Source organism: Mycobacterium sp. Aquia_213 (assembly GCF_026625985.1).
In the GTDB taxonomy this organism is placed as follows: Bacteria; Actinomycetota; Actinomycetes; order Mycobacteriales; family Mycobacteriaceae; genus Mycobacterium.
Map to the genome: position 1 here is coordinate 2,672,894 of NZ_CP113116.1, position 12,543 is coordinate 2,685,436.

General features: G+C 65.5%; 13 protein-coding genes. 8 read left to right on the plus strand and 5 right to left on the minus strand.

The features are described from left to right. Nucleotides 1-114: 114 nt before the first annotated feature. Both LMQ14_RS12515 and LMQ14_RS12520 read left to right on the plus strand, forming a co-directional pair. On the plus strand, nucleotides 115-756 hold the full coding sequence (locus LMQ14_RS12515) for a cutinase family protein (RefSeq protein ID WP_267735021.1): 642 nt from the start codon (nucleotides 115-117) through the stop codon (nucleotides 754-756). Nucleotides 757-834: 78 nt separating this feature from the next. After that, on the plus strand, nucleotides 835-2,013 hold the full coding sequence (locus LMQ14_RS12520) for a glycosyltransferase (RefSeq protein ID WP_267735022.1): 1,179 nt from the start codon (nucleotides 835-837) through the stop codon (nucleotides 2,011-2,013). Here LMQ14_RS12520 and LMQ14_RS12525 read toward each other — a convergent pair whose 3' ends face one another. After that, the gene (locus LMQ14_RS12525; protein WP_267735023.1) at nucleotides 2,014-2,946 is read right to left on the minus strand and encodes a DMT family transporter; all 933 of its coding nucleotides are present in this window, start codon (nucleotides 2,944-2,946) and stop codon (nucleotides 2,014-2,016) included. Nucleotides 2,947-3,061: 115 nt separating this feature from the next. Here LMQ14_RS12525 and LMQ14_RS12530 point away from each other — a divergent pair, with 115 nt between their 5' ends. Both LMQ14_RS12530 and LMQ14_RS12535 read left to right on the plus strand, forming a co-directional pair. Next, nucleotides 3,062-3,610, plus strand: a complete 549-nt coding sequence (locus tag LMQ14_RS12530) for a thioredoxin family protein (protein ID WP_267735024.1) — start codon at nucleotides 3,062-3,064, stop codon at nucleotides 3,608-3,610. Between the two features lie 188 nt (nucleotides 3,611-3,798). After that, a complete protein-coding gene (locus tag LMQ14_RS12535) occupies nucleotides 3,799-4,557 on the plus strand; it encodes a cutinase family protein (protein WP_267735025.1) in 759 nt (252 codons plus the stop codon). A gap of 12 nt (nucleotides 4,558-4,569) precedes the next feature. Here LMQ14_RS12535 and LMQ14_RS12540 read toward each other — a convergent pair whose 3' ends face one another. Next, nucleotides 4,570-5,373, minus strand: a complete 804-nt coding sequence (locus LMQ14_RS12540) for an MOSC domain-containing protein (RefSeq protein ID WP_267735026.1) — start codon at nucleotides 5,371-5,373, stop codon at nucleotides 4,570-4,572. Nucleotides 5,374-5,434: 61 nt separating this feature from the next. Beyond that, the gene (locus LMQ14_RS12545; RefSeq protein ID WP_267735027.1) at nucleotides 5,435-5,839 is read right to left on the minus strand and encodes a PPOX class F420-dependent oxidoreductase; all 405 of its coding nucleotides are present in this window, start codon (nucleotides 5,837-5,839) and stop codon (nucleotides 5,435-5,437) included. A gap of 75 nt (nucleotides 5,840-5,914) precedes the next feature. On the opposite strand from LMQ14_RS12545, the gene LMQ14_RS12550 reads away from it, so the two are divergent. The 4 genes from LMQ14_RS12550 to LMQ14_RS12565 all read left to right on the plus strand — a co-directional run bounded on the left by LMQ14_RS12550 (nucleotide 5,915) and on the right by LMQ14_RS12565 (nucleotide 10,843). Further along, nucleotides 5,915-6,958, plus strand: a complete 1,044-nt coding sequence (locus LMQ14_RS12550; protein ID WP_267735028.1) for a class I SAM-dependent methyltransferase — start codon at nucleotides 5,915-5,917, stop codon at nucleotides 6,956-6,958. A gap of 118 nt (nucleotides 6,959-7,076) precedes the next feature. After that, nucleotides 7,077-7,517, plus strand: a complete 441-nt coding sequence (locus tag LMQ14_RS12555; protein WP_267735029.1) for a Fur family transcriptional regulator — start codon at nucleotides 7,077-7,079, stop codon at nucleotides 7,515-7,517. A gap of 49 nt (nucleotides 7,518-7,566) precedes the next feature. Then, nucleotides 7,567-9,771, plus strand: a complete 2,205-nt coding sequence (gene katG / locus LMQ14_RS12560; protein WP_267735030.1) for a catalase/peroxidase HPI — start codon at nucleotides 7,567-7,569, stop codon at nucleotides 9,769-9,771. Between the two features lie 196 nt (nucleotides 9,772-9,967). Further along, a complete protein-coding gene (locus LMQ14_RS12565; RefSeq protein ID WP_267735031.1) occupies nucleotides 9,968-10,843 on the plus strand; it encodes an alpha/beta fold hydrolase in 876 nt (291 codons plus the stop codon). Nucleotides 10,844-10,851: 8 nt separating this feature from the next. Here LMQ14_RS12565 and LMQ14_RS12570 read toward each other — a convergent pair whose 3' ends face one another. Continuing rightward, a complete protein-coding gene (locus LMQ14_RS12570; RefSeq protein ID WP_267735032.1) occupies nucleotides 10,852-11,652 on the minus strand; it encodes a DUF1906 domain-containing protein in 801 nt (266 codons plus the stop codon). A 28-nt stretch (nucleotides 11,653-11,680) separates the two neighbouring features. Then, entirely contained in the window at nucleotides 11,681-12,472 is a 792-nt protein-coding gene (locus LMQ14_RS12575) for an alpha/beta hydrolase (RefSeq protein WP_267735033.1), read from the minus strand. Between the last annotated feature and the right edge of the window lie 71 nt (nucleotides 12,473-12,543).

A 12,543-nucleotide genomic window follows, 5' to 3' on the forward strand; every position in this document is an offset into this window, starting at 1 on the left:
GTTCCTTCCCACCGGCAAGCACCTCATTTTGATAGGTGCCGCCGTCGCCCGCCCGTACCCGGGTAAATCGAGCCGCCGGTACGGCCGTCTCGGTCGGTATGTCAGCATTTGGGAATGAGCGCACTCAGGGTTGTTCGAATTGTTGGTGTCGCGGCAGCGATGGCGTGGGCGCTGGTCGGCGCGCCGATCTCCCCCTCCGCGTCGGCTGATCCCTGCTCCGACGTCGAGGTGGTGTTCGCTCGCGGTACCCATCAGGAGCCCGGCCTCGGCAACATCGGGCAGGCATTCGTCGACTCGCTGACCTCACAGGTCGGCGGGAAGTCGGTCGGGGTCTACGCGGTCAACTACCCGGCCAACGACGATTACCACGCCAGCGCACCTGCCGGCGCTGACGATGCGAGCGGTCACATCCAGGGCACCGTCGCCAACTGCCCCAAGACGAAGCTCGTGCTCGGCGGGTACTCCCAGGGCTCGACGGTGATCGACCTGGCCACTCAGGCGATGCCGCCCACGGTGGCTGACCATGTCGCCGCAGTCGCCCTCTTCGGCGAACCGACCAGTCAATTCTCGAGTGCGCTGTGGGGCGGCCAGCCGTTGCCGACGATCAACCCGATATACACCGCCAAGACCATCAGCCTGTGCGCGCAAGACGATCCGATCTGCTCCGCGGGCGGGAACATCATGGCGCACGTTTCGTATATTCAGTTGGGGATGACCAACCAGGCCGCCACGTTCGCGGCCAACCGAATCCGCTGACGGTCCGCCGCGCAGAGCCGCGCGGCGGTTCGCCACCAACAGACCACATCCGGTGCTCGGGACAGGCAGGTTCCGCCGATGAAATGCGTGCTGGCCGGCTATGGAAGTCGCGGCGATGTCGAGCCCCTGGCCGCCGTCGGCCGGGAGTTGATGCGACGCGGCCACGACGTGCAGATGGCCGTCGCGCCCAACATGGTGGCCTTCGTCGAATCCGCGGGGTTGCCCGCGGTCGCGTACGGCCGGGACTCGCGAGAACAACTGGACTTCGCCGCGGCTTTCGTCGGCAAGATCTCGAACCCGGTCACCATGTGGGCCGAGATCGCCCAGCATGTCAACGAGATCAAGGCCGAAAAGAGTGCGGCGCTGACGTCGTTGGCAGACGGAGCCGACCTGCTGGTCGCAGCCTTCAACGAGCAGGGCCTGGCCGCCAATGTCGCTGAGTATTACGACATTCCGCTCGGTGCGCTGCACTACTTCCCGGCGCGGATTCTGGCGTCCGGCGCACTCGGTCCGCAGATCACCAAGGAGACCGACGACGCCCAACGCCCCGCGCTCGGCTTGCCGGAGGTCGCCGGGGATTCGGTGCGGCCCACGCTCGAAATCCAGGCCTATGACGAGATCTGCTTGCCGGGACCGGCGGCCGAGTGGCTGGACTCGGATCCTTCGCCTTTGTTCGTCGGTGCGCTGACGCTGGGGCTGCCGAGCGATGCCGACGACGAGGTGTTGTCCTGGATCGCCGACGGCACGCCGCCGATCTACTTCGGCTTCGGTAGCACCCCGCTCGCATCTCCCGTGGAGACGATCGCGGTGATCAGCGCGGCCTGCGCGCGGCTGGGCGAGCGGGCGTTGATTTGCACCGGCCCGAATGACGTTGCCGGCGCTCCGGACGCCGAGCACGTGAAAATCGTGGCCGGGGTGAACCATGCGGCCGTCTTTCCGGTCTGCCGTGCCGTCGTCCACCATGGCGGCGCCGGCGCGACGGCCGCGGGCCTGCGGGCCGGAATCCCCACGTTGATCCTGTGGTTCTGGCTTGATCAGCCGGTCTGGGCGGAAGGGGTCGCGGAGCTGAAAGTTGGCTCCGGACGGGGCTTTATGGAAAGTACCCTGGATTCGGTGACCGCGGACCTGCAGGGAATCCTCACCCCAGAATGCGCGACTCGGGCCCGCGAGGTTGCCGCGTTGATGACCAAACCTGCCGAAAGTCTTTCGCGCGCTGTCGATTTCCTGGAAGAGGCCGCCCTCAAGCAGCCGCGCTGACTACTTGAGGATCACGCCATCTTCTTCGTTGGGACGCGGTGTCCCAACATCTTTCGTGGCCGGATGGCCCGCGCCGGGTGCCGTGTCGCGCGCCAGCGCAACGGTGGATGCCACCATTGCGACGATGGCGACGAGCAGGCCGATGGCTGCCGATCCTCGCACCGCGAGGTGTTCGCCGAGCACGACGACCCCGAGCACCACCGCGACGACGGGTTCACCCACCAGCATCAGCGGCACCGAGGCCTGTAATGCGCCGGCGTGAAAGGCGGAACTTTGCACCATCGTTACCGCCATCGCCAGCACGACGAGCAGGTACGGGGCCGGGACGGTGAGCAGTCCGTGCCACCCGCCCATGGCGTAGCGGTGCGTGCAGATCTTCGTCAAGACGGCGACCATGCCGAGCAGCACCGCCACCGCGATCGCCAGCAGCATGGCGCGCGTGCGGCCGTGGGTGCGCCGCGCCGCGACGAGGCACACGATGACCAGCGGCGCGGTGAGCGCCAGCGCCATGGTCCACGACGGTATCGGCGAACGGTGATGGCCCTCGCGGGGCTGACCGACCAGCACGAACGCGGCCAGTGCGACGGTCAACACGATCGCCCACGCCCATTCGGCCGGGGTGATGCGCTGATGGCAAAGCCTCGCACTCAATGGCAGGGCAAACAGCAGCGACGACACCAGCAGCGGCTGCACGAGCAGCAGGGATCCGTTGGCCAGCGCCAGGGCCTGAAACACGAAACCGGCGATGGCGGCGAGAATCCCGGCCCACCACAACGGTTGGCGAACCACGCTCGTCACCGTCGGTCCGGATACGTCCCCGTCAGCTGGAACGCGTTGGGCGACTCGTTGTCGAACCACGATGCCGACGGCTGCCCAAAACGCGGCGAGTAACCCCGAGATGATCGCGACGGCGTGCGAAATCACCCACCCCATGTTTCGGACTGGTACCCCGGATTGCAACGCGGCTAACTCTGGCCACACGAGATGCAGCCTGCCGCACCCGTGATCGGGGGTGGTCGCCGGGTCGCCGCGGACTAGTCTGGCGGGCATGGCTATCGAGTCAACAATGCTCGCCCTCGGCACGCCCGCACCGCTGTTCACGTTGCCCGACCCGGCAACCGGCGCCCAAGTCAGCCTCGACGAGCTCGCCGGTCCGGCGCTGGTGGTCACCTTCATCTGCAACCACTGCCCGTATGTCCAGCATGTCGCGCCCGGACTGGCCGCACTGGGTAGAGACCTCGCCGAGCAAGGTGTCGCAATGGTCGGGATTTCCAGCAATGACGTCGTCACTTACCCGCAGGATGGCCCCGACGAGATGGTCACCGAGGCCCGCCGCCACGGCTGGACGTTTCCGTACCTGTACGACGAGACGCAAGACGTCGCCCGCTCCTTCTCCGCGGCATGCACGCCGGACACGTTCGTGTTCGACGGCGAACGCCGACTCGTCTACCGCGGTCAGCTCGACGACTCCCGCCCCAAAAACGACCTGCCGGTGACGGGCGCCGACGTCCGGGCGGCGGTCGACGCGGTGCTGGCCGGGCGGCCGGTCGACTCGAACCAGCGGCCGTCCATAGGCTGCGGCATCAAATGGCGTTGAGCCGGCTTCGCGCCGACGGCGCGCGCTAGGTTCGGCCTGTTCCGATAGCAGCTGGCTACGCGCATTGTCACAGCGTGAAATCGACTGTGGCCGTTCGCCGTCCACCACGCAAACGCGCCGCTCCAGTTGTCCTCGGTGGGTTTGCTACGAACGCGTGTCGAATATCACCCGTTTGGTGAGCGGCTTCGATGGGCATTTTATTTGGCATGATCGCCGGTTACGTCATCCGTTTCGTGGGCCCCGCGGCCGCAGTAGCTTTGAGCCTTGGTGCCTCTGTCCTCTTCTCCCCCGTCCCCTGGGCGTCGGCCGAACCATGTCCGGACGTTCAGGTGGTGTTCGCTCGAGGTACCGGTGAGCCCCCAGGGGTCGGCCCGACGGGGCAAGCGTTCGTCGACAATCTGCGCGGGCGCGAGGGTGGCAAGTCGGTCGACGTCTATGCGGTGAACTACCCCGCCAGCGATGAGTGGTCCACCGGGCTCGATGGCATCCGCGATGCGGGCGCGCACGTCGTGTCGATGGCGGGCAGCTGCCCCAAGACGAAGATGGTGCTCAGCGGCTTCTCGCAGGGCGCAGCCGTGATGGGCTTCGTCACCTCGGCGACAGTGCCCGACGGGTACGACCCCGCGACCGTGCCCAAGCCACTGGCCCCCGAGATCGCCGACCACGTCGCCGCGGTGGTGCTCTTCGGAACACCCAACACCCGGGCCATGAACTTCCTCGGCCAACCGCAGGTCGTCATCGGACCGACCTATCAGGCCAAGACGATCAAGGTATGCGCGGACGAGGACCCGGTGTGTTCGGACGGCATGAACTTCGCCGCCCATGACACCTACGCCAACGACGGCACCATGATCGACAAGGGCGCGTCGTTTGCCGCCAGCCGACTCGACGCGGGCCCGGTCGGGCCCGCAACGGTGGTGCACGCGCCCAGCGGCTTCGGTAACTAGTCGCCTGGCCGGCTACGGGTCGAAGGTGACCTGGTCGCCGACCCGGATCACACCATCACTGGTCGCCTGGAAATAGATCCCGGCGCACGCCGCCACTCCGCACGTGCCCGCTTCCCGACGATTCTCGGCGGCGGGTATGCGCAGCGCCTGTGGCGATTTCGGTAGCGGTCCGTGTTCGAGCGTCGGCACGACGCAGCGTGGGGTGAGTTCCAGGCCGCGCAGCCGCACCTTGCCGATGCCCAATTCCCGGTCAACCCAATCGTTTTCGACGTACGGGGGGCAGTCGGCGGGTGTCGCGATCACGATATTCGGCCGGTAGCGCTGGGCCTCGACGCCGATGTGTTCCAGCGTGGCGGTGGTGATCGCGTGCAGTGGAGCATCGTCGGTAAACGAACCTCCCGGCGTCCCCAGACCGATCTCCAGGATGCGGCCGGCAACGTCGGCGTCCAAGCCAAGCTCGAGCAGCTTCTCCGGATCCGGACGCTCTACCGTGGCACCCTCCGGACGCTGGCTGACAAGTCGGACCGACCGCCCCAACAACCGGGAGAGCAGCTCGTTGACGTCAGGATCGTCGGCGGCGACCGTTGTACCGTCGGGCAGCCCGATGCTTACCCGGCCGGGATCTCCATTGGCGGTGCACTTCAACAGGTCGCGCCATAGCCGTGCCTGTTTGGCGCTGGCCACATGCCCGGTCGCGGTGTCGACGAGTGCGAGCCGTCGGTCGCCTTCGGCTCCACGTTCGTCGACGAACAAGCTCTCGACGGCCTCGCCGAGCATTGATTTCACCGGATACCGGCGCAAACTCTCGACCCGCATCTGAACATCTTCCATCAGATGATTCGGACTTCGAAATGGCCTGCGCCGTCAGGGAAATGCGTCAGACGGTCGCCGTCAGCGTGATGTGCAGGACGAACCGTGGCTTTCGGCCGCGGGCGGCGATGGTTTCGATGAAAGTCACCACCCGAAAACCCAAGCCATACTTGCGCTTGACCAGCGATTCGACGCGCGCGACTTCCGCTGGGTCGGTGATCACCTCGGCAGTTCCCGCGAAGACGGGCTGACTGGGTGGCACCTTTCCGGTTCGACCGCATGCCGCAAGGGTGACCCGGGGATCGCGCCGAACCCGCTTGACCTTCCACGAGTCGGCCGGCGTCCACATCGATAGGCGCGCGCCGTCGGCGACGATCCACATCGGCGCGGCGACCGGATCGCCGTTGCGTTTGAAAGTCGTCAAGGACGCGAACTTCTCAGCACCCAACTTCACGGTCGCATCGTCGCTCATGATCTCCCCTCTCGGCGGTTAGCTCGGGGTCCGACCCATTGTGCGGTCCGCGGCGGCGTCGTGTACAAGAGTCTGATGGAGGATCGGGACCGCAGATCTTTCGACCCGTCGACGCTGCGCGAAGCGATGGCCCGGCGGTTGTACCGACGCTCGATGGCCGAGGGTACGCTCCATCTTCCAGCCGTTCCGGGCATGCTCGACGAGTACCTCACGATGCTGACGACCATCTTTGCCGGCTTGGGCATCCGGTACACAGACGAAGAAACCGCTCAGCTCAAAACGGTGCTGCAAGGAGAGTTGGCGAAAGCCTTCAAGGCTTCGTCGCGTTCGAACATCGTCGTCGAGTTCAGTTCACCGTTCGGCACGATGCTGAATTACCGCGTCAAACCCCAGTGGGCATCGATCGGGGCCGATTACGACAATTGGGTCGACACCCGCGAGGGGCCGCTGTTCGGCACCGAACCCGACGCACGCGTATGGGCACTGGCCAACGAAGCCGGCGATCCCAGCACCTGTCGGGTACTCGACGTCGGAGCCGGCACGGGGCGAAACGCCCTCGCCCTGGCCCGGCGTGGTCACCCGGTTGACGCGGTCGAGCTGGCCGGGAAGTTCGCCGACATCATTCGTGGGGAAGCCAAACGGAATTCGTTCGATATCAACGTCATCCAGAGCGATGTCTTTGTGGCGATGGAAGGTGTCAGCGGCGATTATCAGCTGGTCGTGTTCTCCGAGGTGGTGCCGGACTTCCGGACCCCGCAGGAGCTGCGTGGGATGTTCGAACTCGCTGCGCAATGCTTGGCCCGCGGTGGGCGTTTGGTGTTCAACACTTTCCTGGCGCGCGAGGGCTATACCCCCGACGACGCCGCCCGCCAACTCGGGCAGCAATGCCACACCATGACCTTCACCCGCGACGAAGTCGGCAACGCGGCCGCCGGATTGTCGCTTGAGCTCATTTCCGACGAGTCGGCCTACGAGTACGAGAAAGCCCATCTACCCGAAGGCGCTTGGCCGCCCACGGCCTGGTTCGACGGATGGGCCAGTGGCCAAGACATTTTCGACGTCGAACGGGAGGATTCCCCCATCGAGTTGCGCTGGCTCGTCTACCGCAAAAACGCTTGAGTGGGACCAGTGGCGCCGCGGCGGCGCCGTGCAGCCGGCTTCGCGACGCCAAATTTTTACGGGGTGTTGCATCGATAAAGTCTTGACTGATTCCAGATAAGTGGGCCATATTGGCCTTGTGTCGTCAACGTCGGACTACGCGGAGCGGTTGCGTTTGGCCGACCTGCGTGTGACCCGGCCCAGGATTGCCGTCCTGGAGGCGGTACACGCCCATCCGCATGCCGACACCGAGACGATCTTTTCCTCGGTGCGCGTTGGCCTTCCCGAAGTCTCCCGTCAGGCCGTCTACGACGTGCTCAACGCCCTTACGGCGGTGGGCCTGGTCCGGCGCATCCAGCCACTGGGGCTGGTGGCGCGCTACGAGTCCCGGGTCGGCGACAACCACCACCACGTCGTATGCCGGTCCTGCGGCGTCATCGCCGACGTCGACTGCGCGGTCGGCGAGGCCCCGTGCCTTACCCCGTCGGACGAGAACAACGTGCTCGACGGCTACGTCCTCGATGAGGCAGAAGTCATCTACTGGGGCCTGTGCCCCGACTGTTCGACCGCAGCTTCCTGATCACAGCCCGTGATCACAGCCCGATCACTCACCACCGGAAAGGAATGTTGTGTCATCAGATACATCCCATAAGAGCGAGAGCGAAAACCCGGCTATTTCACCGCCCGAGCCCAAGGGGGGCGCTCCCCGGACCAACCAGGACTGGTGGCCGAACCAGATCGACGTATCGAGGCTGCACCCGCACGCACCCCAGTCCAACCCGCTCGGCGATGATTTCGATTACGCCGAAGAGTTCGCGAAGCTCGACGTCGAGGCCGTCAAGGCCGACCTGGTCTCGGTGCTGACCACCTCCCAGGACTGGTGGCCGGCCGACTACGGCCACTACGGCGGCTTCTTCATTCGGATGAGCTGGCACGCCGCCGGCACCTACCGCATCTTCGACGGCCGCGGCGGCGGCGGTCAGGGCCTGCAACGCTTCGCCCCGCTCAACAGCTGGCCGGACAACGCCAGCCTGGACAAGGCGCGCAGGTTGTTGTGGCCGGTCAAGAAAAAGCACGGCAACAAGATCTCCTGGGCCGACCTACTGCTCCTGGCGGGCAACGTCGCGCTGGAGTCGATGGGCTTCAAGACCTTTGGGTTCGCCTTCGGTCGCGAAGACATCTGGGAGCCCGAGGAGGTCATCTTCGGTGAAGAGGACGAATGGTTGGGCACCAACAAGCGCTACTCCGGCAAGCGCGATCTCGCGCAACCCTACGGCGCCACCACCATGGGTCTGATCTACGTGAATCCCGAAGGCCCCGAAGGCAAGCCGGATCCGGTCGCCGCGGCAGTCGACATCCGGGAAACCTTCGGCCGGATGGCGATGAACGACGAGGAGACCGCCGCGCTGATCGTCGGCGGCCACAGCTTCGGCAAGACGCACGGCGCCGCCAGCGGCGACCTGGTCGGCCCCGAGCCGGAGGCCGCCCCGATCGAGCAGCAGGGGCTGGGCTGGAAGAGCTCCTACGGCAGCGGCTCGGGCAAGGACGCCATCACCAGCGGCCTCGAGGTCGTCTGGACGCCTACCCCGACGAAGTGGGACAACACCTTCCTGGAGACCCTGTACGGCTTCGAATGGGAGCTGGTGAAGAGCCCGGGTGACGCCTGGCAGTTCACGGCGAAGGACGGCGCCGGTGCGGGCACCATCCCCGATCCGTTCGGCGGACCGGGCCGTGCTCCGACGATGCTGGTCACCGACATCTCGTTGCGCGAAGACCCGATCTACCGCAAGATCACCGAACGCTGGCTGAAAAACCCCGATGAGCTGGCCGTCGCGTTTGCCAAGGCGTGGTACAAGCTGCTGCACCGCGATCTGGGACCGATTTCGCGTTACCTCGGGCCGTGGGTCCCCGAGCCACAGCTGTGGCAGGACCCGGTTCCGGACGTTGACCACCCGCTGGTCAACGACAAGGACGTGGCGGGCCTGAAGAAGAAGGTGCTCGAGTCCGGCCTGACCGTTCCCCAACTGGTCAAGACCGCCTGGTCGGCGGCGGGCAGCTACCGCAACACCGACAAGCGCGGTGGTGCCAACGGGGCGCGGATTCGTCTTGAGCCGCAAAGGAATTGGGAAGTCAACGAGCCCTCCGAGCTGGCGAAGGTGTTGCCGGCGCTGGAAAGGATCCAGCAGGACTTCAACGCCTCGGCCTCCGGTGGCAAGAAGATCTCGCTGGCTGACCTGATCGTGCTGGCGGGTTCCGCGGCGGTCGAGAAGGCGGCGAAGGAGGCCGGGTATGACATCTCGGTGCACTTCGCACCGGGCCGCACCGACACCTCGCAGGAGAACACCGACGTGGAGTCGTTCGCGGTGCTGGAACCGCGCGCCGACGGGTTCCGCAACTACGCCCGACCGGGCGAGAAGGCCCCGCTGGAGCAGCTGCTGCTGGAGCGGGCCTATCTCCTCGGTGTGACCGGACCGGAGCTGACGGTGCTCATCGGTGGGCTGCGTGCTCTGGGCGCCAACCACGGCGGCAACAAGCACGGCGTGTTCACCGACAGGCCGGGCGCGTTGACCAACGACTTCTTCGTCAACCTGCTCGATATGGGCACGGAGTGGAAGCCGTCGGAGACCACGGAGAACGTCTACGAGGGCCGGGATCGGTCTTCGGGAGCTCTCAAGTGGACCGCGACCGCGAACGACCTGGTGTTCGGGTCGAACTCGGTGCTGCGCGCCCTGGTCGAGGTCTACGCGCAGGACGACAACGCGGGCAAGTTCGTCGAGGACTTCGTCGCGGCGTGGGTCAAGGTCATGAACAACGACCGGTACGACTTGAAGTGATACCGGCTTGATCGTCGGCACTAGACGACACCCCGTGGGCGCCCAGCTCGCGGGGTGTCGTTGATTTTGGGCGGGCGTGTCGGTCGCGTGAGGCCCACCACACTATTACCCATGAGTAACCTACGGAGGCGTAAGTTGGGTATCTAGGTAATGACCGATGCGTTCTAACTACCAAGACATGGGTAACGGTTTCATCATGAGCGAATTGACCTACCTCGAACTACATGGCGACCGGATCGCCTACCGGGATGCCGGCCACGGCGACGTCCTGTTGTTGATCCACGGGATGGCCGGCAGCTCGGCCACCTGGGAGGCGATCATCCCGTTGCTGTCGAAGAAGTACCGCGTCATCGCGCCCGACCTGCTGGGACACGGCATGTCGGCGAAGCCCCGTGGCGACTATTCACTGGGAGCCTTCGCGGTCTTTTTGCGCGATCTGCTCGACGAGCTCGGGGTGAGCCGGGCCACGGTGATCGGGCAGTCGCTCGGTGGCGGTATCGCGATGCAGTTCACCCACCAGCACCGCGATTATTGCGAGCGGCTCGTCCTGATCGGCAGCGGCGGTCTTGGGCCCGACCTCAGCCCGCTGCTGCGGTTCCTGTCGGCGCCCGGCGCCGAATTGATATTGCCCATCGTCGCGCCGCAACCGGTCCTCAAGCTCGGCAACAAGCTGGGTTCCTGGTTGACTTCGGCGGGGATTCAGTCGCCGCGAGCCGGTCAGATGTGGTACTCCTACTCCTCGCTGTCGGATGCGCGAACCCGCCAGGCCTTTCTGCGGACGCTGCGCTCAGTGGTGGACTACCGCGGCCAGGCCGTCAGCGCGCTCAATAAGCTGCACGTCGCGGCCGGATTGCCCACCTTGCTGATCTGGGGTGACGAGGACGGGATCATCCCCGTCGCGCACGCTTACGCGGCTCACGATGCGGTGGACGGCAGTCGTCTCGAGGTGCTCGAAGGTCTTGGCCACTACCCGCACGTGGAGGCGCCGGCGGCGGTGGCGGACATTCTCGAGGACTTCATCACCTCCACGGCTCCCACGGCAACCGGAACTTCGGTACCCCTGGGCATGTAGCGGCGGGCTCAGCGGTTCAGATCCCACTGTCCGTAATCGGCCGCGAGTACGTCGTCCACATCCACATTGATGCCGCCCAGCAGCGGGCCGGGGTTCGACGGGGTGTTGACGATCGCCTGGTAGAGCACCGCCATCGGCTCGCGCTGGCCGTGCGACCACGACCTCGTTTGCCACGCCCAGCGGTAACCCGCGCTGGTCGAGTTGCCGATCACCCCGTCCCTGATCGCCCACCCACACGCGCTGGAGTGGCCGTAAATACCGGTGCGGCCCACGCCCAGTACCGAGTTGATTCCCCGAAACCATTCGACGGCAAGGGTATTCCAGGTGTTCTGGTCGATATCGTCGTCGACGCTGAAGAAAATCGGCGCCGAGTTCGGTCCCCCTGCCGCGGCATGCAGTTGCTGAGCCGTTTGAGCGTCCGCCACACCTCCGTCGCGTCCGCGGGTGAGATCCGATGGCGTGGCGGGCCATCCGGGCTTGCCGTACTGGAAGTTGCTGACGATCTGAAGTCCCGCCGCGCGTAACGCGTCCGCGTAGTCGCGGGTGATGGGCTTCGCCTCGAAATGCGCCCCCGGCCGTTCCGCCGAGACGTAATTGATCACCCCGGCGTAACCCGCTGCCTTGATCTCGTCCGGCGCGATCCGCTTTTCGGCGAAGTCGATCAGCTTGATGTCGGCGGCCGACGAGGTCGGCGCCTCGATGGTCGCGGCCAGGCTGAGTAGAGCCGGTGTGAGGGCATATTTGAAGACCTCGCGTCGCGGGACTGGTCGCGGTCCGCCGCGACCACTTAGCGCAGCCGAATCGGGCACCGCGCGATGGTAGCAAGACCGGTGACGCTTACAGTCCTCGCTCCTGTAGCCACGACAGGATGCGGCCGGCGGCCGTGGCCCATCCCGGTTCCAGCATCATCTCGTGTCCCATGTTCGGGATCAGGATTGGTTGGGTTCCGTGGGCCCGGGCCGTCGCGTGCACGTCGGAGGGGCGATAAATCATGTCTCGCTCTCCGCCCAGCACCAGAACCGGCGTGGTGACGCGTGCGGTGTTGACGAGATTGAGCGCGACCATGTCGCCGAGGATCGCCCTCGTACTGTCCGGCTGAAGTCGCTCGGTGCCGTCGCTAATTAGGGATTCGGGTGTCTCTTCGCTGAAGAACAGCTCGCGCGCCCCTGCCATCGTCCCCCCGTAGAAGTCGCTGGGCCGGCCGGTGACGGCGAATTTTGTGCAGCCCCAAGGCCGTTGGCGCATCGTCCGCAGCATGGACCGCAGATGTCCGCGCGGCGGTGCGGATGCGAGCAGCACCCCGGCCGGTGCCTCGTTGTTTTCGAGATACTTCTGCACAATGAATCCGCCCATCGAATGTCCGATCGGGATCGGTTGTGGTGCAATCTTGTTCGCGATGGAAGAAACATCGGCGACGAAGTCCGAAATCGAACACAAACGCATCGGTTTGTCCACCGGGCTACGACCGTGGCCGCGATAGCTGGGCGCAACGACACGAAACCCGCGCTCGGCGAAGTAGTCAAGAAAGTGCACATCCCAGCACCATGCGCCCTGGAAGCCGCCGTGCACAAAGAGCAATGGGTGCGGGTGTTCCTGGCTGGGTTCACCCTTGTCTATTACTTCCAACATGAGATCGAATTCCTATCCACGCGTTGATGATTGGTACTGTGCATTCGGAGCCTACAGCGGCGCGGACTGAC

What these genes read in the sequence shown, in the direction of transcription:
- LMQ14_RS12515 (WP_267735021.1), top strand. Translation starts at nt 115, where the DNA reads ATGAGCGCACTCAGGGTTGTTCGAATTGTTGGTGTCGCGGCAGCGATG.
- LMQ14_RS12520 (WP_267735022.1), top strand. Translation starts at nt 835, where the DNA reads ATGAAATGCGTGCTGGCCGGCTATGGAAGTCGCGGCGATGTCGAGCCC.
- LMQ14_RS12525 (WP_267735023.1), bottom strand. Translation starts at nt 2,946, where the DNA reads ATGGGGTGGGTGATTTCGCACGCCGTCGCGATCATCTCGGGGTTACTC.
- LMQ14_RS12530 (WP_267735024.1), top strand. Translation starts at nt 3,062, where the DNA reads ATGGCTATCGAGTCAACAATGCTCGCCCTCGGCACGCCCGCACCGCTG.
- LMQ14_RS12535 (WP_267735025.1), top strand. Translation starts at nt 3,799, where the DNA reads ATGGGCATTTTATTTGGCATGATCGCCGGTTACGTCATCCGTTTCGTG.
- LMQ14_RS12540 (WP_267735026.1), bottom strand. Translation starts at nt 5,373, where the DNA reads ATGCGGGTCGAGAGTTTGCGCCGGTATCCGGTGAAATCAATGCTCGGC.
- LMQ14_RS12545 (WP_267735027.1), bottom strand. Translation starts at nt 5,839, where the DNA reads ATGAGCGACGATGCGACCGTGAAGTTGGGTGCTGAGAAGTTCGCGTCC.
- LMQ14_RS12550 (WP_267735028.1), top strand. Translation starts at nt 5,915, where the DNA reads ATGGAGGATCGGGACCGCAGATCTTTCGACCCGTCGACGCTGCGCGAA.
- LMQ14_RS12565 (WP_267735031.1), top strand. Translation starts at nt 9,968, where the DNA reads ATGAGCGAATTGACCTACCTCGAACTACATGGCGACCGGATCGCCTAC.
- LMQ14_RS12575 (WP_267735033.1), bottom strand. Translation starts at nt 12,472, where the DNA reads ATGTTGGAAGTAATAGACAAGGGTGAACCCAGCCAGGAACACCCGCAC.